This is a genomic window from Microbulbifer maximicatervae (SeqCode) (assembly GCF_052467825.1).
Window position 1 is genome coordinate 2,513,045 of record NZ_CP174327.1, and the last position, 19,112, is coordinate 2,532,156.

The 19,112-nt window shown below is 52.8% G+C and carries 17 protein-coding genes; 16 read left to right on the plus strand and 1 reads right to left on the minus strand.

Annotated elements, in window-relative coordinates:
• Positions 1-9 precede the first annotated feature (9 nt).
• Entirely contained in the window at positions 10-813 is an 804-nt protein-coding gene (locus ACJJII_RS11075) for an inositol monophosphatase family protein (RefSeq protein ID WP_444919178.1), read from the minus strand.
• Positions 814-948: 135 nt separating this feature from the next.
• Here ACJJII_RS11075 and trmJ point away from each other — a divergent pair, with 135 nt between their 5' ends.
• The 16 genes from trmJ (at position 949) to ACJJII_RS11155 (ending at position 19,044) form a co-directional block, all read left to right on the plus strand.
• Positions 949-1,740 (plus strand): tRNA (cytosine(32)/uridine(32)-2'-O)-methyltransferase TrmJ, encoded by a 792-nt coding sequence (gene trmJ / locus ACJJII_RS11080; RefSeq protein ID WP_108731983.1) that lies wholly within the window; start codon positions 949-951, stop codon positions 1,738-1,740.
• Positions 1,741-1,846: 106 nt separating this feature from the next.
• Positions 1,847-2,323, plus strand: coding sequence for a Fe-S cluster assembly transcriptional regulator IscR (gene iscR / locus ACJJII_RS11085; RefSeq protein WP_282934079.1), 477 nt, complete (start codon positions 1,847-1,849; stop codon positions 2,321-2,323).
• A 62-nt stretch (positions 2,324-2,385) separates the two neighbouring features.
• Positions 2,386-3,600 (plus strand): IscS subfamily cysteine desulfurase, encoded by a 1,215-nt coding sequence (locus ACJJII_RS11090; protein WP_444894792.1) that lies wholly within the window; start codon positions 2,386-2,388, stop codon positions 3,598-3,600.
• A 27-nt stretch (positions 3,601-3,627) separates the two neighbouring features.
• A complete protein-coding gene (gene iscU, locus ACJJII_RS11095) occupies positions 3,628-4,050 on the plus strand; it encodes a Fe-S cluster assembly scaffold IscU (protein ID WP_108731985.1) in 423 nt (140 codons plus the stop codon).
• Between the two features lie 56 nt (positions 4,051-4,106).
• The gene (gene iscA, locus ACJJII_RS11100; RefSeq protein WP_444895049.1) at positions 4,107-4,418 is read left to right on the plus strand and encodes an iron-sulfur cluster assembly protein IscA; all 312 of its coding nucleotides are present in this window, start codon (positions 4,107-4,109) and stop codon (positions 4,416-4,418) included.
• 136 nt (positions 4,419-4,554) lie between these two features.
• Entirely contained in the window at positions 4,555-5,082 is a 528-nt protein-coding gene (gene hscB, locus ACJJII_RS11105; RefSeq protein ID WP_444919179.1) for a co-chaperone HscB, read from the plus strand.
• Positions 5,083-5,145: 63 nt separating this feature from the next.
• The gene (gene hscA / locus ACJJII_RS11110) at positions 5,146-7,017 is read left to right on the plus strand and encodes a Fe-S protein assembly chaperone HscA (RefSeq protein ID WP_444919180.1); all 1,872 of its coding nucleotides are present in this window, start codon (positions 5,146-5,148) and stop codon (positions 7,015-7,017) included.
• A gap of 90 nt (positions 7,018-7,107) precedes the next feature.
• Positions 7,108-7,446: an ISC system 2Fe-2S type ferredoxin gene (gene fdx / locus ACJJII_RS11115; RefSeq protein WP_108731989.1), complete on the plus strand. Its 339-nt coding sequence runs from the start codon at positions 7,108-7,110 to the stop codon at positions 7,444-7,446.
• Between the two features lie 24 nt (positions 7,447-7,470).
• Complete coding sequence (iscX, locus tag ACJJII_RS11120) at positions 7,471-7,665, plus strand: Fe-S cluster assembly protein IscX (protein ID WP_282934076.1); 195 nt, start codon at positions 7,471-7,473, stop codon at positions 7,663-7,665.
• 291 nt (positions 7,666-7,956) lie between these two features.
• Positions 7,957-8,385: a nucleoside-diphosphate kinase gene (gene ndk, locus ACJJII_RS11125; protein ID WP_108731991.1), complete on the plus strand. Its 429-nt coding sequence runs from the start codon at positions 7,957-7,959 to the stop codon at positions 8,383-8,385.
• Between the two features lie 63 nt (positions 8,386-8,448).
• Positions 8,449-9,567, plus strand: a complete 1,119-nt coding sequence (rlmN, locus tag ACJJII_RS11130; RefSeq protein WP_444892905.1) for a dual-specificity RNA methyltransferase RlmN — start codon at positions 8,449-8,451, stop codon at positions 9,565-9,567.
• Positions 9,568-10,104: 537 nt separating this feature from the next.
• A complete protein-coding gene (locus ACJJII_RS11135) occupies positions 10,105-12,057 on the plus strand; it encodes a cytochrome-c peroxidase (protein WP_444919181.1) in 1,953 nt (650 codons plus the stop codon).
• Positions 12,058-12,467: 410 nt separating this feature from the next.
• Positions 12,468-14,408, plus strand: a complete 1,941-nt coding sequence (locus ACJJII_RS11140; protein WP_444919182.1) for a cytochrome-c peroxidase — start codon at positions 12,468-12,470, stop codon at positions 14,406-14,408.
• Positions 14,409-15,016: 608 nt separating this feature from the next.
• The gene (locus ACJJII_RS11145) at positions 15,017-16,966 is read left to right on the plus strand and encodes a cytochrome-c peroxidase (RefSeq protein ID WP_444919183.1); all 1,950 of its coding nucleotides are present in this window, start codon (positions 15,017-15,019) and stop codon (positions 16,964-16,966) included.
• A gap of 355 nt (positions 16,967-17,321) precedes the next feature.
• Positions 17,322-18,098 carry a type IV pilus biogenesis/stability protein PilW gene (pilW, locus tag ACJJII_RS11150; protein ID WP_444906250.1) on the plus strand — a complete coding sequence of 259 codons (777 nt, stop codon included), beginning with the start codon at positions 17,322-17,324 and terminating at the stop codon, positions 18,096-18,098.
• Positions 18,088-19,044 carry a RodZ domain-containing protein gene (locus ACJJII_RS11155; RefSeq protein ID WP_444919184.1) on the plus strand — a complete coding sequence of 319 codons (957 nt, stop codon included), beginning with the start codon at positions 18,088-18,090 and terminating at the stop codon, positions 19,042-19,044. Before pilW ends, ACJJII_RS11155 begins: the two co-directional genes overlap by 11 nt.
• Positions 19,045-19,112: the final 68 nt, after the last annotated feature.

Sequence of the window (19,112 nt, forward strand, 5' to 3'; positions counted from 1 at the left end):
TTCAGGATTTTAGCGTATGTGCCCCATATGTTTGCCCACGATTTTCACCAGGGGCTTAAATACTTTCGGAGTTGCACAGACCAGGTGGCCGGAGTCCAGGTAGTCCTCACCACCGCGGAAATCGCTAATCAGGCCGCCGGCTTCTTTGACCAGCAAGGAGCCCGCTGCGATATCCCAGGTGTTCAGGTGCATTTCCCAGAAGCCATCGAATCGCCCGGCAGCAACATAGGCAAGATCCAGAGCTGCAGCGCCGGGGCGGCGGATTCCCGAAGTTTGCCCTGCGATATCTTTTAGGGCGGCCAGGTAGGCGTCGATGTTATCCAGCGGCAGGCCGTTGAAGGGAATGCCGGTGCCAATCAGAGAGCCGCGCATGCCCTGGCGTGAAGAGACGCGGATACGACGGCCATTCAGGGCAGCGCCGCGGCCGCGACTTGCGGTAAATTCTTCGCGTTTGATCGGGTCCAGTACGACTGCGTGCTCAATGCGGCCGCGATAGCGACAGGCGATAGAAACAGCGAACTGTGGGACGCCGTGGATAAAATTGGTGGTGCCATCGAGGGGGTCGATAATCCACTCGTAATCGGGCTCTGCGCCCTCTTGCAGGCCGCTTTCTTCAGCGCGGATGCTGTGCTTGGGGTAGGCCTTGCGCAGGTGATAGATAATCTCCTGTTCGCTGGCCTTATCCACTTCAGTAACGAAATCGTTGCGCGTCTTTTCTTCGAATTTCATCAGGTCGCCGCGCTCCCAGGCCCGTTCGATCAGTTCTCCTGCCTTACGCGCCGCGCGCAGGGCAATATTTAGCATGGGTTCCATAACTATTCCGCACAAAGTGGTTAAAGGGGTTAAAAAGCAGGCCGCAGGTTAACTGCGACGGACGCGATTGTAGGGATTCCGATTGGTTTTTGCTACACTCGCGCGCCCCCATGACACCGATTTATTACTTTCAGTATGGCCAAGTCACCTTTAGACACGACTCCACTTGCCGCGCTCGACAATGTGCGCGTGGTTCTGGTTAACAGCGCACACCCCGGAAATATTGGTGGTGCGGCGCGCGCGCTCAAGAATATGGGCCTGAGTCAGCTGTACCTGGTAGCGCCTCGGGAATTTCCTGCAGCCAATGCGGTTTGGCGTGCAGCCGGGGCAGCTGAGCTGCTCGATAGCGCCGTTGTGGTGGATACCCTGGAAGAAGCCGTGGCTGATTGTGGTCTTGTTGTGGCCACCAGCGCTCGCGAGCGCCGAATCCCTTGGCCGCTGCTGACCCCGCGCCAGTGTGGAGAGCGTACCGTCGCCGAGGCCGCGTCTCATCCGGTTGCTTTGGTGTTTGGCCGCGAGGATCGAGGGCTTACCAACGAAGAGTTACAGGCCTGTAACTACCATGTGCATATTCCTGCCAACCCGGAATACAGCTCCCTGAATCTGGCGACTGCTGTTCAGGTACTTGCCTATGAAGTGCGTATGGCGGCCCTGGAAGCTGAAAAGGGTGAGCCTGTGAATTACACCGATTGGGATCGCCCACCGGCCAAGGCTAGCGATATGGAGCTGTACTTCGATCACCTGCAACAGGCGCTGGGCGAGCTGGGCTTTATTGACCCGGATAACCCCCGCCAAACAATGACCCGCCTGCGCCGACTGTATAGTCGGGTGCGCCCCGATGATATGGAGCTGGGCATCCTGCGCGGAATGTTGACCTCAATCCAGAATTACATTCATCGCTCTGGTGGTAAGGGGCGACCCGACTAGTTGAGTACCCGAGTGTCCCGCTGGGTTATATACTTGACTACAGTAGTGGGTTATTCCATACTCGCGCCCCGATCGGAAAAGGGCTGTACATCAGTTGGGAGCTGATATGCGTTTGACAACCAAAGGCCGCTACGCGGTGACTGCCATGCTGGACCTGGCGTTGCACGCTGATCGCGGACCGATCAGTCTGGCAGACATATCCAAGCGCCAGGGTATATCACTGTCCTACCTGGAGCAGTTGTTCTCCCGGTTGCGGCATTCTGGGCTGGTGTCCAGTGTGCGTGGACCCGGCGGTGGCTATCGCCTGGCGCGGGATGGTGAAGAGATTTTTGTGGCGCAGATCATTGATGCGGTCAATGAATCTGTAGACGCCACCAGCTGCGGCGGCAATGCAGATTGCGCCAATGGCGAACAGTGCCTGACCCACTACCTCTGGTCAGACTTGAGCGATCAGATTCATAGCTTCCTCAGCAGTATCAGCTTGGCCAACCTGGTTTCCCGAGCTGAGGTGCAGGAAGTTGCGCGTCGGCAAGATATGCGCGAGGCGCCGGAAGAGAGGGTCGCTGTACTCGGCGGCCTGTGATTGGGGCCCAAACGGGCCAGCAGACAGATATTAGAGATTTACTAAGCGGAAACGGTATGACTATGAAGCTTCCCATCTATCTGGACTATTCGGCTACCTGTCCGGTTGACCCACGCGTCGCCAAGAAAATGGCAGAGCAGCTGACGATGGAAGGCAATTTCGGCAATCCGGCCTCCCGCTCCCACCTGTTTGGTTGGAAAGCGGAAGAAGCAGTGGAGAATGCCCGACGCCAGGTGGCGGAGCTGATCAATGCCGATCCGCGCGAAATTGTCTGGACCAGCGGTGCCACCGAGTCCGACAACCTGGGTATCAAGGGTGCGGCCCATTTCTACCAGAGTCGCGGCAAGCACATTATTACCTCCAAAATTGAGCACAAAGCGGTTTTGGATACCTGCCGCCAGCTGGAGCGGGAAGGTTTTGAAGTGACCTACCTGAATCCCCGTGAAGACGGCATCGTCTATCCGGAGCAGGTTGAGGAAGCCATGCGCGAGGACACCACTGTGGTGAGCCTGATGCACGTCAACAATGAGATCGGGGTGATCAACGATATCGCTGCGATCGGCGAACTGTGTCGCTCGCGCAAAGTTATTTTCCATGTGGACGCGGCCCAGAGCGCCGGCAAGCTGCCGATCGACCTTCAGGAAATGAAAGTTGACCTGATGTCCTTCTCCGGCCACAAAATTTACGGCCCCAAAGGTATCGGTGCCCTTTACGTACGCCGCAAGCCCCGCGTTCGTCTGGAAGCCCAGATGCACGGTGGCGGCCACGAGCGCGGCATGCGCTCCGGTACCCTGCCGACTCACCAGATTGTCGGTATGGGCGAAGCCTTTGGTATTGCTAAAGAAGAAATGGCTCAGGAAGCCGAGCGTCTGCGCTCTCTGCGCGACCGTTTCTGGGATCAGATCAAGGATATGGAAGAGGTCCATATCAACGGTTCCGCCGAGAAGAGAATTCCGGGCAACCTGAACGTGAGCTTTGCATTTGTAGAAGGTGAGAGCCTGATCATGTCGCTGCGCGACCTGGCGATCTCCTCCGGTTCCGCCTGTACCTCTGCGAGCCTGGAGCCCAGCTACGTACTGCGAGCTCTGGGGGTTAACGACGAACTGGCGCACAGCTCACTGCGCTTCAGCTTTGGTCGTTTTACCAGCGAGAGTGATGTCGACACCGCTGCCGCAGAAGTGCGCAAGGCAGTGGAGAAACTACGTGAATTGTCACCGCTTTGGGATATGTACAAAGACGGCGTAGACCTGAACAAGATTGAATGGGCCGCTCACTAAGCGCGCGCAAGAGTTAGGAGAAAAGTCATGGCCTATAGCGATAAAGTAATTGACCACTACGAGCACCCCCGCAATGTTGGGCGTATGGACGACAAGGCGGACAATGTAGGCACTGGTATGGTGGGCGCGCCCGCCTGTGGTGACGTGATGCGCCTACAGATTCAGGTAAGCGACGAGGGCGTTATCGAAGACGCCAAGTTCAAGACCTACGGCTGTGGTTCCGCCATTGCCTCCAGCTCCCTCCTGACCGAGTGGGTGAAAGGCAAGACGATCGACGAAGCGGAGCAGATCAAGAACACTGCCATTGCAGAGGAGCTGGCGCTGCCGCCGGTAAAAATCCACTGCTCGGTTCTCGCTGAAGATGCGATCAAGGCTGCGGTTCGCGATATCCGTGAAAAGCGCGGTGAGTCTGATGACGCTGTAGAAGCCAAGGAATCTGCGGCGGGTTAACTTCTCGTCCAAATGTAGCGTCCAAACATAGCGAAGGTGTTATTTTGGCTATTAGTATGACCGAGGCCGCTGAGGCCCACATTCAAAGTCAATTGGCCAAGCGAGGCAAGGGAATCGGCATTCGTGTCGGTGTCAAAACGGCCGGCTGTTCCGGTCTCGCCTATGTGCTGGAATTTGTCGATTCGTTCGAAGCCGAAGATACGGTATTTGAGCAAAACGGCGTTAAGTTGGTGGTGGACCCCAAGAGTCTGGTTTACCTCGACGGCACCCAGCTGGATTTCGTCAAGGAAGGCCTGAACGAAGGCTTCACCTTCTCGAATCCCAATGTAAAAAATGAGTGTGGCTGCGGCGAGAGTTTCCACGTCTGATTCGCTCTCGCCCCACAAGGCCGGGTGCGCTGCGCATACCGGCCTTTTTATTGGCTCCTCGGACAGTTGGGGGCCGTGCAGCAGTAAGCGGCAACTTCAGCCGCGTCCCAGGCTGTGCCCCAGTAGGTATATTCAGATGGCAACCAACCTGAACCATTTCGAAGTTTTTGGTCTGCAACCCGCGTTCGCGGTCGATCGTAGTGCCCTGGCGACCCGCTACCGGGAATTACAGCGGGAATTCCACCCGGACAAATACGCTTCCCATTCAGAGGGCGAACAATTGTTGGCCATCAAGATGGCGGCTCAGATCAATGAGGCGCACACCGTGTTGCGCGACCCGGTACAGCGCGCCGCCTACCTACTCAAGTTGGCCGGGGTAGATGTGCCACCTGAGCAGACCACCAAAGATACTGAATTTCTGATGCAGCAGATGATGTTGCGCGAGCGCCTGGAAGAAGTGCGCGAGCAGCCCGATCCGGTAGCTGCGCTGGATGAGCTCAGTGCTGAGGCGCGGGGGCTGATCTCCAGTGAGGAACAGCGCTTTGCCGAAACTTATGACGGGGGCGATCTGGGCGCAGCAGAGGATTCTCTGCGCAAGCTTCAGTTCCTGGCCAAGCTTGAGAAACAAATTGACGAGCTGGAAGAAGACCTTTTCAACGACTAGTTGCGAGAGCACTGACTGAGAGGGCCAGACGGTACCGCGCCCCGCTTAAAGAAGAGATAACTAATGGCATTACTGCAGATTTCTGAACCGGGCCAGAGCCCAGCTCCCCACCAGCGCAAGCACGCAGTGGGTATCGATTTGGGGACCACTAACTCACTGGTAGCGACCGTGCGCAGTGGATCGGCAGAGGCCATTGCCGATGAGCAGGGTGAAGTGATCCTGCCGTCAGCGGTGCACTACGGAGCCGAGGCGATTACCGTGGGTGCTGAAGCCCGCGCGTGCGCTGCAGAAGACCCCTACAACACCATGATTTCTATCAAGCGCCTGATGGGGCGAGGTGTTGCGGATATCAAAAGTTTTGGTGAGCAGTTGCCCTATCGCCTGGCTGAGAGCAGTGGCGGTATGCCTTCGATTGAAACTGCAGCCGGACCGGTAAACCCGGTGCAGGTATCGGCAGAAATCCTGAAAAAACTGGCCGCGCGCGGCCGCGAAGCGCTCTACGGCAAAGCGGGCGGTGAGCTGGATGGTGCGGTGATCACCGTGCCGGCCTACTTCGATGATGCCCAGCGCCAAGCGACCAAAGACGCGGCCCAACTGGCGGGCCTGAAAGTCCTGCGCCTGCTCAACGAGCCCACAGCAGCGGCTGTTGCCTACGGCCTGGATAAAGGCGAAGAGGGTGTGATCGCGGTCTATGACCTCGGTGGCGGCACCTTCGATATCTCTATTCTGCGCCTGTCCCGGGGGGTGTTTGAAGTCATGTCTACCGGCGGCGATACAGCCCTTGGTGGCGACGATTTCGATCGCACAATCGCTTCCTGGATCGCCGAGCAAGTGGGATTGGGTACTGATCTCGACGCCGCGACCCAGCGAGTCCTGTTAGACAGCGCCTGTGCTGCGAAAGAATCCCTGTCCAGTGTCGAGCAGGTGGAAGTGCAATACGGCGATTGGTCAGGCGTGCTCGATCGCGACACCATGGCTTCACTGCTGGACCCCCTGATCGACAAAACCCTACGCGCCTGTAAGCGCGCCCTGCGCGATGCCGGTATCAGTGCCGATGAGGTGCAGGAAGTGGTTCTAGTGGGGGGCTCCACCCGTACTCTGCGCGTGCGCGAGCGGGTTGAGGATTATTTTGGCCGTCCCCCTCATGCGGAAATTGACCCCGACCAAGTGGTAGCAATCGGCGCCGCGATTCAGGCTGATGTATTGGTGGGCAATAAGTCCAGCGAAGAATTGCTGTTGTTGGATGTTATTCCCCTTTCCCTCGGGATTGAAACCATGGGTGGCCTCGCGGAAAAACTGATTGATCGCAACACGACCATCCCCGTCTCCAAAGCCCAGGAGTTCACCACGTTTAAAGATGGCCAGACTGCCATGGCAATCCATGTCGTGCAGGGCGAGCGGGAGCTGGTGAGTGACTGTCGCTCACTGGCGCGCTTTGAATTGCGCGGCATACCGCCGATGGTGGCCGGTGCCGCCCATATCCGTGTGACTTTCCAGGTGGATGCTGACGGTCTTTTGTCGGTGACAGCCATGGAAAAAAGCAGTGGTGTCAGTGCTGATATTACGGTTAAACCGTCTTACGGCCTGGAGGACAAGGATATTGCGCGGATGCTGCAGGAATCCTACACCCACGCCGCTGAGGACATCGCCCTGCGGGCCCTGCGCGAGGCCCAAGTGGAAGCAGAGAGAACCCTGGAAAGCATGTTGGTGGCCCTGCGTGAGAACGGCGCCCAGCTGCTGGACGAAGGTGAGTTAAACGAGCTTGAGCACGCGATGGAAGCTTTACGTCTGGCCCATAACGGCGGGGATGCAGAGGAAATTCGTCGACGTATCGAAGCCTTGAATAAGCTGTCTGAGCCCTTTGCTGCCAAGCGTATGGATGCCTCCATTAAGCGGGCTATGCAGGGCCACAGCTTGGATGAATTTGATAAATAACCATGATCAGGCGCAGACTCTGCGCTGCCGGCGGCCGGGGAGTCGTTACTTTCTCCCCGTCGGATTGAGACCACAGAGGTTCAGTACCCCATGCCGAAGATAGTATTTTTACCCCATCCGGAAATGTGCCCCGAGGGCAAAGTGGTGGAAGCGGAGAGCGGTGTCAGCGTGATCGACGCGGCCCTGGCCAACGATATCGAAATTGAGCACGCCTGTGAAAAAGCCTGTGCTTGTACCACCTGCCACGTCATTGTGCGCGAGGGCTTCGATTCCCTGGAAGAGCCGGACGAGCTTGAAGAGGATCTGCTGGATAAAGCCTGGGGCTTGGAACCGGAGTCTCGCCTGTCCTGTCAGGCGATTGTGGAAGATGAAGACCTGGTGGTCGAGATTCCCAAGTACACCATCAACCAGGTGTCGGAAAAGCACTGACCTGCACGCTGAGGAAGCCGAATCATGAAGTGGACTGATATTCACGATATTGCCATAGAGTTGAGCGAAGCTCACGAGGATGTGGACCCACTGACGGTCAACTTTGTCGACTTGCGCAACTGGGTGATGGCGCTGCCCGGATTTGATGACGATCCCGATCGCTGCGGAGAGAAAATCCTCGAGGCGATCCAGGCTGCCTGGATCGAAGAGCAGGAGTAACCGGCCTTCGGGGCAGTATTGGCAAGAGAGTACAAAAGTCGATCAATACCCCGTATAATCCGCCGGCCGCGAAATGCGGTGATCAAAAATTGAGTACCCCCGGTGGGTATGAAAGGAATATCAGGGAAGAGCAACTGAGTAGGTTGCTCTTTCTTTATGTAGGGAACCTCTGAACAACTCCGCAACAATCCCGCAACACCTCCGCGAGCCTTGAAGGCCCGCCCTGCGGGGCTTACAGAGTTGTTCAGAGGTTCCTAAGTTAAGTTACAAAAAATCAATTTGGAGATAACCATGGCCCTGGAGCGTACCCTTTCTATCATCAAGCCGGACGCAGTAGCCAAGAATGTAATCGGTGAAATCGAGAGCCGTTTTGAGAAAGCTGGCCTGAGCATTGTTGCCATGAAGATGGTTCAACTGTCCCGCGAAAAAGCTGAAGGTTTCTACGCTGAGCACAAAGAGCGTCCTTTCTTCAAAGACCTGGTTGACTTCATGACTTCCGGTCCAGTTGTTGTACAGGTTCTGGAAGGCGAGAACGCTATCCTGGCAAACCGCGACCTGATGGGTGCTACCAACCCTAAAGAAGCTGCTGCTGGCACCATCCGCGCTGACTTCGCTGACAGCATCGACGCCAACGCTGTACACGGTTCCGACTCCGCAGAGTCCGCTGCTCGCGAAGTAAGCTACTTCTTCGCCGACGACGAAATCTGCGCGCGCGCTTAATCCGCGCCACAAATCGCACCGGTCTGTCCGGACCGGTGCAATTCTTCCCCCGAGGTGAAATGAATGACCACAGAGAAAACCAACCTGCTCGGCCTTTCGGTAGAAAAGCTGGCCGCCTTTTTTGAATCATTGGGCGAGAAGCGCTTCCGCGCTGTTCAGGTTTTAAAGTGGATTCACCAGAATGGGGTTGATGATTTTGCTGAGATGACCAATGTCAGCAAGGCCCTGCGTCAAAAGCTGGCGGAAGTGGCCGAAGTCCGTGCCCCGGAAGTATTGAATCAGTGGGATTCCGCCGATGGCACACGGAAATGGTTAATTAAAGTCTCCGGTGGCAATGCTATCGAGACTGTCTATATCCCCGATGGTGATCGCGGCACCCTTTGTGTCTCCTCCCAGGTGGGCTGTTCCCTGGATTGCAGCTTTTGTGCAACTGGCAAGCAGGGCTTTAACCGCGATTTAACGGCGGCAGAAATTATCGGGCAGGTCTGGATTGCCTGTAAGTCTTTCGGTCAATTGGACCCGAAAGGACCGCGCAAGGTTACCAACGTGGTGATGATGGGCATGGGTGAGCCATTGCTCAATTTCGACAATGTGGTCGATTCCATGAACCTGATGATGGAAGACAACGCCTACGGTATTTCCAAGCGCCGCGTCACCCTGTCGACCTCCGGTGTAGTGCCCGCACTGGACCGCCTCGCCGATGTGACCGATGTGAGCCTGGCAATTTCCCTGCATGCGCCCAACGATGAATTGCGTAACGAGTTGGTGCCGATCAATAAAAAATACCCTATTGCGGTGCTACTGGATTCCGCCAAGCGCTACATCGACCGCATGCCGGATACGCACCGTAAAATGACCATTGAATACACGCTGATGCGCGAGGTTAACGACCGCCCGGAGCACGCTGAGCAATTGGCGGAGCTGCTTAAAGAGATTCCGGTGAAAATTAACCTGATTCCCTTTAATCCGTTTGAGTTGTCCGACTATCAGCGAGTGAGTAATAACGCACTGCGTCGCTTCCAGCAGATTTTGCTCGACAAAGGTTATACCGTGACTGTGCGCACTACACGCGGCGATGATATTGATGCGGCCTGTGGTCAGTTGGCAGGCAGTGTTAACGACCGCACCCGCCGCTCCGAGCGCTACCGCAATGCAGAGCGCCCCGTTCGTATTGTTAACTAGTCGCTGGTAATTTTTTATAGGTTGCCAAATTGTTGGCAGCCTATTGGCTTCGATTTTCCCCTTCTCAAAAAAACTCTGTTTAGCCTAAAAGTTCCTTTCTATTCTATTTTTCGTGTCAACGAAATTGCTTTATCTAACGTTTAACGCTCGAGGAAAATTTACCCGGGAAGGGAGCGTTGGATATATGCATGAGATTAGGTCAAAACGATTATATTTTTTTAATTTGCATTTTGCTTGCAACATTTTGACTTTGAATGAAATAGCTGGCCATTGGAGAGAGGTCTTCACTAGACCGTCTGGCACTGGATCTTTGCAGTAGCTACACCCGTATCTCCAACATCCATCAAAACATTATGGCGCTATAGCGTGCTATCCAGTCATTTTCATTTGGTCTGGAGCTGTTGCAGCGTGCTTAGGTTCAGGAAAAACAATGTGTAGAAGTGCTTGCACAGCTGTGTTGAGAGTTGAAGTGCATGGAGTTCTCTGAGTTGCCTGGCTTAGGAACAGAAAAGTTATCGACGGGACTGTTCGAACATTATGAACGCGGAAAAAAACCAATTAACCCAATTGCTTGTAGCGCTGAATAAGCTGCTGTTCATTTCTTTATTTCTATTTATGGTGGGCTGTGGGGGCGGTGGTTCCTCTAGCGGTGAGGATGATTCATCGACAGAGACTACTGAAAATGATAGCGGCTCTGGGGACAGCTCTGGCTCAGACGATGGTGACGATTCGGATGGTGACGATTCGGATGGTGATACTGGGTCAGATGATGATTCCGATTCAGAGCAGGGGATCTTGGTTGCTGAACTGATTGCAAACCCCTTCTCCGGCACCAGCATAGGGCTCTCCTGGGAGGACTCTGAAGAGACCTACAGCATCTATCGCGATGGCGAATTGATCGCAGAAACTACAGATAACCATTACGTGGATGAAGGCCTCTCAGTTAATACTGAATATAGTTATTGGGTCGGTGTGGGGAGTATTGATAGTGATACTAATAGTGATACTAATAGTGTTACTGCAAAAACACTGGTTAATAACACGAATGATGGCCTGAGCAATGGTACTGAAGCAGAGGCCATTGAAAAGCGCATTGTTGATTTTGATGAATGTCAAAATGAGCGCTCAGCCGTAGATGTTGACGATAGTAGTCTCGACAGTTGCTTGCAGGCTGTGCTGGATGAAGTGGGAATGGCAGAGCAATTGGAGGATATGCGCGCTTTCGCTGCTCGAGTTAGAAGTGAGCAAGACCCGGAGATGGTTGAGTTGGGTATGCGGTTATTCCACAGTAAAAGTCTTAGTGCTAACGGTGATACCGCCTGCTCTTCTTGCCACCACCCGACAATAGGCTGCGCTGGTGATGATCTTTCCATGTCTGTTGGGGTTAATGCCGTTGATCCCGATTTGCTTGGCCCAGGGCGTTCCGATGGTGAAAACGAAGTGCCGTTGGTTGCACGCAATGCCCAGCCTATTTGTAATGTGGCGCTCTGGGATAATGGATTATTCTGGGACAACCGCGTTCTTTTCACGAGCGACGGTGGCCTTAAAACAGACTCCAGGGATGTAACCAATAATACTGAAGCGGCGGTTGGTACCGGTACTTTGGCACTTATGATGGCCCAAGCCCATTTTCCGGTGACAGATGCTGCTGAGATGGGGGATATTTCTGAATTTGGCTACGACGAAAGTAGCGACGATGACCTTACTGACTACCGTGAGGAATATCTTATACCAAAGCTCAATGAGGAGTCCTGGGGCCCCTTATTTGCTGCCGCTTATGGAGACAACAGTATTGACTACAGTAGGGTCGCACAGGCGATTGCTGCCTATGAAGCGGTATATATTTTTATTGATAATCCCTTCTTTGACTATATCGATGGTGACCTGACAGCGCTGGATGACGATGCGAAGCGGGGAGCAATTACTTATTTTACGCCAGGCTCTGGTTGTACTGCTTGCCATACGGGCGCCTTCTTTACTAACCAGGGTTTGAGGGTCGTTAACTATCCTCAAATTGGTGTCGGAAAAGAGGATGATGGCGCTGATTGGGGAGGGGCAGTACTCGGTGGCTTTCGTGTTCCAACACTGCTCAATGCAGGCATTACTGGTCCCTGGGGGCACGCCGGGCAGTTTGGCTCCTTAGAAAGAAATATTGAGCACTATGCCGGGCAAGCAGATTCGGTATCCCGGTATTTCGCAGATAGTGAAATGTGCGACCTGGATCAGTTTGCTGAGCTAGAAGACTGCGCAGCGAAAGTTGCGCCCAATGGTCTGGAGTTGACCGAGGCAATTCTGGAGATAGATGGTGATGCAGCACTTCCGATAGACGACGATGAAGTGAAGCTGTTAGCGGCATTTCTTGAGGCGCTCACTGACCCGGATGCTGAGAATGTAAATTCAAATGCAACCCAATCCCTGATTCCTCCCCGTGACGGCGGACCCGATGGAATGCAGCTGGATGCCTGGGATCAGGACGGCAACGAACTTTAACATTCCTGCATTTTATTTGAGCATCTCACTAATATTGACTTACTGGTGAGATGCCAACTCTTCATTAGCGACCTTTATTCGCATTCATCATTCAGGCAACGGCCTTCTGCCTTAAAATTCACCACAGTTTCATTCTTACTTTGCTTCCAGAGCCAGGCCGGAGTTGATTCGAGAGTGAATTCCTACGATCAGGGCTAGGTATAAGTCATCGTCTGGATTGCGAAGTTTTAGTCAGTTGTTGCTGGAAAAAAACTCTATCCCCTGAAATTCTGGTGAGCTGGTCGTCCCCTCCGGGATTCACTCCGGACTTTTGTTCACATTTCTTCCTTAATTGGTCAACCAAATCTATTGGTGTCGCGTTATCACCTATGAACTATTAAAAATATATGGAAGGGACCACTAGGATTCTTATGAGTGCTCAGAAGTTCGATCAAAAAGTCTTTCCCAGAGTCCTACTTAGACTCTTTTTCCTCACGCTGTTTTCGCTGTTAGTTGGTTGCGGCTCCGGGTCATCTGGTAGTGAGGATAATTCGCCTGCAGATACCGTTCAGGGTGATGATGGTTCCGGTTCCGGTTCCGGTTCCGGTTCTGGCTCAGGGACGGGCACCGATCCTGAGCCTGAGCCTGAGCCTGAAGAAGCCGGTGAACCCGCTGAGCTAATTGGCTATGCCCACTCGGGAACCAGTATCGGTCTTAACTGGGAAAGAGATGGTGAGACTTACTTTATCTATCGAAACGGTGAAAAGGTCGCGGAAACCAGCAATAACTATTATGTCGAACAGGGCCTCTCAGTTAACACCGAATATGTTTACTCTGTCAGTACGGTTGATGCTGCAAACGAATCGGAAACTTCGCAGGTTACGGTCAAGACATTAGTTAATGACACCAATGCTGGCCTGAATAACGGTACAGAAGATGATGTTTTGAATGAGCGTATCTCCACGTTTGCAGAGTGTAAAAATACTGCGACGGCACTAGATCTACTCGAAGAGGACTTGGACAATTGTTTGGCAGCCATGCTCGAGTACAATCGCATGGTCTCTCTTGTCGAAGATATTCGGGCTTTTGCCGCACGGGTCCGCAGTGAGCAGGACCCAGCCAAGGTGGAGCTGGGTATGCGTCTGTTCCACAACAAGTCTCTCAGTGCTAATCAAGATGCTTCTTGTTCATCCTGTCACCACCCTGCGATTGGTTGTGGTGGAGATGACCTCTCGATGCCGGTTGGAGTGAATGCTGTAGATACTGCTTTGCTCGGGCCAGGTCGATCTGATGGAACTAATGAAGTGCCTTTAGTGCCGAGAAATTCACAAGCTATTTGTAATGCGTCACTATGGTCTCGTGGACTGTTCTGGGATAACCGGGTCTCACTGAGTCCGAATGGCGTTCTCCGTACAGATTCAAGAGATGTTACCGATAATACGAATGATGCTGTGGGATCTGGTTCGTTAGCCCTACTTATGGCGCAGGCGCATTTCCCGGTAACGGCCCCGCCAGAAATGGGTGACATCGCGGACTTTGGATACGATGATTCTGTCGATGAAAATTTCACTGCATACCGCGAAGATATATTAGCGGCTAATTTGGATGTCGAAGCTTGGGCTCCCCTGTTTACGTCTGCCTTTGGGGATTCTGAAATTAATTTCAGTCGTATTGCTGAAGCAATTGCAGCTTATGAAGCCGTGCAAATATTTATCGATAACCCCTTCTTTGACTATGTGGGCGGTAACCTGGAAGCGCTCGATGTAGAGGAAAAGCGTGGTGCTATTACTTTTATGTCGAAGGATGCTGGGTGCACGTTCTGTCACAAGGGAGCTTTCTTCACGTCTGAAGCCTTGATGGCCGCAAATTATCCGCAAATAGGTATAGGAACCGATGAGAGTGGCAGTGGGGAAGATCTGGGTGGAGAGGGTTCCTTAGGGTTCGGAGCATTCAGGGCACCGACCTTACTGAATGTGGCGATCACTGGTCCCTGGGGGCACAACGGGCAGTTTGGCACGCTGAAGAGAAATGTTGAACACTACAGTGATCATGGAGCCTCCATTTCCAGGTACTTTGAAAATAGTGAGATGTGTGATCTCGCTCAATTCAAGGATCTTGAAAATTGCGCCAGTAAACTGGCTCCCAATGGTTTGGCACACTCTCAGGCGATCTTAGATGGAAATGAGGGTGGGGGTATAAATCGCCTGAGCGAAGAAGAGATGGACCTTATAGTGGTATTTCTGGGGACTCTTACTGACCCCAAGGCCGCGAATACCAACTCTAATGAGATTCAGTTTCTGATTCCTCCTCGGGATGGTGGACCAGATGGAAAGCAGTTAGATGCAAAAGATAGCGATGGTGAAAGTTTATAGCCTTCATTCCATAACTCTTTGGGAAATGGTTGCGTCAAGAGCGCTTTGTGTTTCCCCTAAGTTGGATTAGCCGGCTATTTGCCGGTAGTCACCGCTAAAAAGCTGTCGGTTATTTCCGGCAGCTTTTTTTAATCTATCTGAAACAATCCTGATACAGTTTGTTCTTACAAACTCTTCTTGCTTTTCCCGCCTCTGACTCAACGACGTAAAAATATTTTCATTGGGATTTGGATGTTAACGCCCAAATTTCATTGATTGAATTTACATATTCTCTTAAGCAAACACTGAAACTACTAATTTTTATTAAATTTCTGACTATGAGAACGGATGTAGTAGCTTACTGCGACCTTATTAGCAGTTATTCCTGTTTTAAGTCATTACAGTAGGCCCTGGGAGTAATTGGGTATTTTCGCAATGCCGCTGATTTTCAGGACGGTCCGCAATCACTGCGAGGCTCCCTAGATCTTTCATTAGGTTGCAACGCAGAATTTATTCTTAGATATAGTAAGTGTTTCCTTACCCTTTGATGCCAGCGCTGGCACTTAGGTCTGTATTTGCTGTCCAGAACTCGGAATAAGAAAAGGTCATTGACGGGCAGGTCAAGAACTATGAATGTTGATAAAAATCAAATCACACTATCGCTAACGGCTCTGGTAAAGCTGCTGGTCCTACCTCTATTTCTTGTGATGGTGGGCTGCGGAGGAGGTGGTTCCTCAAGTAGTGGCAATGACACGCCTACTGAAACTTCTGATACTGGCAGTGATGGCGATTCTGGTTCAGGTGATGATGATAATGGCGATGGCGATGGCGATGGCGATGGCGATGGCGATGGCGATGGCGATACAGGCTCAGGTCAGGGAATTGTTCCTGCAGAACTGATCGGCAACGCATTTTCCGGTACCAGTATCGGTCTTTCCTGGGAAAGCACCGGTGCGACCTATGTTATCTATCGTGGCAGCGAACGAATTGCTGAGACGACTAGCGGATACTATGTCGATGAGGGTCTCTCATCAGACACTGAATATACCTACTCAGTAACCACCGGCGATGTCGACAGCGAAGATGAGACCGCCAGCGTCACTGCCAGAACATTGGTAAATAATACTAATGACGGCCTCAGTAATGGTTCTGATGCAGATGGTTCTGATAGCCGAATTTCCGATTTTGATGAATGTCAAAATGCGCGTTCAGCGGTCAATATTGCTGATGGCAGTCTCGATAGCTGCTTACAGGCAGTGCTGGATGACGTTGGCATGGCCGAGCAGTTGGAAGATATGCGCGCCTTTGCTGCCCGGGTCAGAAGTGAACAGGACCCTGCCATGGTAGAGCTGGGTATGCGCTTGTTTCACAATAAAAACCTGAGCGCTGATGGCGATGCATCTTGCTCTTCCTGCCACCACCCGGCAATAGGTTGTGGTGGCGATGACTTATCCATGCCAGTTGGCGTTGATCCCGTTGATGCTGAATTAGTCGGTCCCGGTCGCTCCGACGGCCAGAATGAAGTTCCGCTGGTACCTCGAAATGCCCAGCCTATCTGCAATGTAGCCCTTTGGGATAACGGTTTGTTTTGGGATAACCGAGTGGCGATCAATGGTAATGGAGGGCTCAGGACAGACTCCCGGGATGTTACTCGCAACACAGAGGCGGCCGTGGGTACTGGTACCCTCGCACTGATGATGGCCCAAGCCCACTTCCCGGTCACAGAAGCTGCTGAGATGGGGGATATTACCCAGTTCGGTTACGACGATACCAGCGATGATGGTTTTACTGATTATCGTGAGGATATTCTCGCTGAAAAATTAACCCAGGACTCGTGGGGTGCAATGTTTACCGCAGCATTTGGCGATTCGGCAATTAACTTCAGCAGAATTGCAGAGGCAATTGCCTCTTACGAAGCGGTGCAAATTTTTATTGATAACCCCTTCTTTGATTATGTTGATGGAGACCTTGCGGCCCTCAATAACGATGAAAAGCGAGGGGCAATTACCTTTATGACACGAAATTCAGGGTGTACAAATTGCCACTCAGGAGCCTTTTTCTCTAATCAAGGGTTGAGAGCTGTCAGTTATCCACAAATTGGTGTTGGTAAAGATGAGAGTGGCAGTGGTGCTGACTTGGGTGGTAATGGAAGCGGCAGCTTCCGCACGCCAACGCTGCTTAACGTGGCGCTCACTGGCCCCTGGGGGCACGCAGGTCAGTTCGGTACATTGAAAAGAAATGTCGAACACTACACTGGTCGAGCCGACTCTGTTTCCCAATATTTCACCAACAGTGAGATGTGCGATTTGGATCAGTTTGCAGAGGTGGATGAGTGTGCCGCGAAAGTTGCGCCCAATGGCCAGGCACTGACTGAAGCACTGTTGGCTGAAAATGGCGACGGCGCTGTGAATTTGGACGACGAGGAAGTTGATTTACTGGTAGCGTTCCTCGAAACCCTAACTGATCCAGATGCGGCAAATACTGATTCCAATGCAGTTCAGTCACTGATTCCGCCGCGGGACACTGGTCCAGATGGCATGCAGCTGGATGCGGTTGACCAGGAAGGTAATCAACTCTAACTCTTCTAAGCCCTTTTTACTTATTCCGCCGGTACACCGGTACTGGCGGATTGACAATACTCGACAAAGTCATCACTAAATGGAATTGATTGGGTTTTAGGGCTGCAACTGGCAAGGCTTTCCGGCAGTATAGGGATTTGGAAAGTGCCAGCTGAGGCGGGATCAGATTTCTCACACAAAATACCGATATGTACTTTTACCACTGCCAGTGGATGCCGGTGGTCGATGTTGGGTTTTGCTGTGTTTTGCGGGCTTGCTTTGTCCAGGGATTGGCGTTAGCACTCATTGGTGTATTGGTGACACCCGCGCAATCTCGCTGGGCCGATAAGTGAAAAATAAAGATACAGGTGATGTAGTGTCCGCGAAATTTAAGAGCCTGTCGCTCCTGGTGCTGCTCGGTACTCTGCTGGGGGGGTGTGTAACCTCTGGGATGCCCGAGCGCAAGGAAGTTGACCTGGATAAGGCATTGGAGACCCATGTTCAGTTGGGGCTTCGCTATTTGCGGGACCCCAACAGCAGGGAGCAGTCCCGCCGTCATTTTAACCGCGCTTTGGAATTGGGCAAAAAGAACCCACTGGCACATCACGGTCTGGCACTGCTTTATCAAGCGGATGGTGAGCTGGATATTGCGGAGTCTCACTTCAAGAAAGCCTTGCGCTATAGCGACGGGTTTTCCATGGCTCACACTAACTACGGCGTTTTTCTCTATAAACAAGAGCGCTACAAAGAGGCCCTCAAACAGTTCGAACTCGCCTCTACAGACCTCACCTATAATCGTCGATCTTTTGCCTTGGTTAACTACGGCCGTACGGCCGCGCGTCTGGGTTTCACTGACAAGGCGGAAGGGGCCTATGCCAGGGCGTTAGCGCTGAACTCCGATTTGCCGCTGGCGTTGATCGAAATGGCTGAGCTGAAATTTAACGCCGGTGATTATGCAAAATCCAAGGCGTACCTGGATCAATTTAGTGAAAAGAATCGCCAGACACCCCAGTCACTGTGGCTTGGGATTCGTATCGAGAAGGTGTTTGGCAATCGTGACAAGGAGCGGAGTTACGCCCTTGCTTTGAAGAATTTGTACCCGTACTCTGCGGAGACACTGAAATATCAGGAGTTGAGTGGTAATGACGGATAGTAGTCCCGAACACTGCGAAGGTGGTGAGGTCGTATCCAATACGCAAACTTCTAAGGGTTCCGCTGGCAATCTTTTGCTGGCGGCTCGGGAAGCGGCCGGGCTGTCCCGAGAGGAGTTATCGCAGCGCCTGTGTATTATTGATAACACAGTTGAGTGGATTGAAAGCGATAATTACGAAAAGCAGCCAGAAGCTGTCTACACGCGAGGCTATATCCGCAATATTTGTCGCGAGTTGAATATTCCTGCTGAGCCGGCTTTGGAAGCCTATGATAGGGATCGGCCGCAGCCAGCACAGCGCAGTGAATCCCGGCGAACCACTAAAGCCGAGGCATTTCGCCCTGAGCGCAAGCGCGGACATGGTGCCCTGGCCCTGATTCCCCTGTTGCTCGCAGGTGGTGTCTTCTGGTGGAAGTACGGTACTCCAGTCAATATTCCCGGTATGCCCATGGGTGAGGATACTGCGGACCTGGTTGCCGAAGCCCCCGTTGCCAGTGAAGTTGTAACTGATCCGGTTGCTGAAGTAGAGCGGCAGGAAGTCGCAGTTGAAGAGTTGAGTTCAGAGCCATTTGCACCAGCATCAAATGGAGTTGCTCATGTTCAGCTTGAGGTTGGCAGTGCTGAAACGGTGGAGAATAAACCCGCTGCTTCTGTGGAAAAAGTGGTTGAGCCTGTTCCCGCCCAAGTAGCCCAGTTGGACCAGGCCCTGAAAGGCGCATTGCGGCTTCGCTTTGATGAAGATGCCTGGGTTGAGGTGAAAGACGCACAAGGTGTGATTTTACTGGCCGGGGTCCAAGCTGCTGGCAGTGCCAAATCTTTAGATGGAGATGCTCCATTTGAGCTGATGTTGGGAAATGCCCGTGCAACCCATGTGGTTTACCGCGATGAAACTATCGACAGCCAGCCTATTGGCGACCGCCGCACTCGTCGTCTGATTGTCGGCGATTAAGATGATCTTCCCCGTTTGGGCGCGAACCCTGTAGGTTTGCGCCCAATCTCTCTATAATCTCCCCTCGA

What these genes read in the sequence shown, in the direction of transcription:
- trmJ (WP_108731983.1), top strand. Translation starts at nt 949, where the DNA reads ATGGCCAAGTCACCTTTAGACACGACTCCACTTGCCGCGCTCGACAAT.
- rlmN (WP_444892905.1), top strand. Translation starts at nt 8,449, where the DNA reads ATGACCACAGAGAAAACCAACCTGCTCGGCCTTTCGGTAGAAAAGCTG.
- iscA (WP_444895049.1), top strand. Translation starts at nt 4,107, where the DNA reads ATGACCGAGGCCGCTGAGGCCCACATTCAAAGTCAATTGGCCAAGCGA.
- ACJJII_RS11145 (WP_444919183.1), top strand. Translation starts at nt 15,017, where the DNA reads ATGAATGTTGATAAAAATCAAATCACACTATCGCTAACGGCTCTGGTA.
- iscU (WP_108731985.1), top strand. Translation starts at nt 3,628, where the DNA reads ATGGCCTATAGCGATAAAGTAATTGACCACTACGAGCACCCCCGCAAT.
- ACJJII_RS11135 (WP_444919181.1), top strand. Translation starts at nt 10,105, where the DNA reads ATGAACGCGGAAAAAAACCAATTAACCCAATTGCTTGTAGCGCTGAAT.
- ACJJII_RS11075 (WP_444919178.1), bottom strand. Translation starts at nt 813, where the DNA reads ATGGAACCCATGCTAAATATTGCCCTGCGCGCGGCGCGTAAGGCAGGA.
- hscB (WP_444919179.1), top strand. Translation starts at nt 4,555, where the DNA reads ATGGCAACCAACCTGAACCATTTCGAAGTTTTTGGTCTGCAACCCGCG.
- fdx (WP_108731989.1), top strand. Translation starts at nt 7,108, where the DNA reads ATGCCGAAGATAGTATTTTTACCCCATCCGGAAATGTGCCCCGAGGGC.
- hscA (WP_444919180.1), top strand. Translation starts at nt 5,146, where the DNA reads ATGGCATTACTGCAGATTTCTGAACCGGGCCAGAGCCCAGCTCCCCAC.
- ACJJII_RS11090 (WP_444894792.1), top strand. Translation starts at nt 2,386, where the DNA reads ATGAAGCTTCCCATCTATCTGGACTATTCGGCTACCTGTCCGGTTGAC.
- iscX (WP_282934076.1), top strand. Translation starts at nt 7,471, where the DNA reads ATGAAGTGGACTGATATTCACGATATTGCCATAGAGTTGAGCGAAGCT.
- ndk (WP_108731991.1), top strand. Translation starts at nt 7,957, where the DNA reads ATGGCCCTGGAGCGTACCCTTTCTATCATCAAGCCGGACGCAGTAGCC.
- ACJJII_RS11140 (WP_444919182.1), top strand. Translation starts at nt 12,468, where the DNA reads ATGAGTGCTCAGAAGTTCGATCAAAAAGTCTTTCCCAGAGTCCTACTT.
- ACJJII_RS11155 (WP_444919184.1), top strand. Translation starts at nt 18,088, where the DNA reads ATGACGGATAGTAGTCCCGAACACTGCGAAGGTGGTGAGGTCGTATCC.
- iscR (WP_282934079.1), top strand. Translation starts at nt 1,847, where the DNA reads ATGCGTTTGACAACCAAAGGCCGCTACGCGGTGACTGCCATGCTGGAC.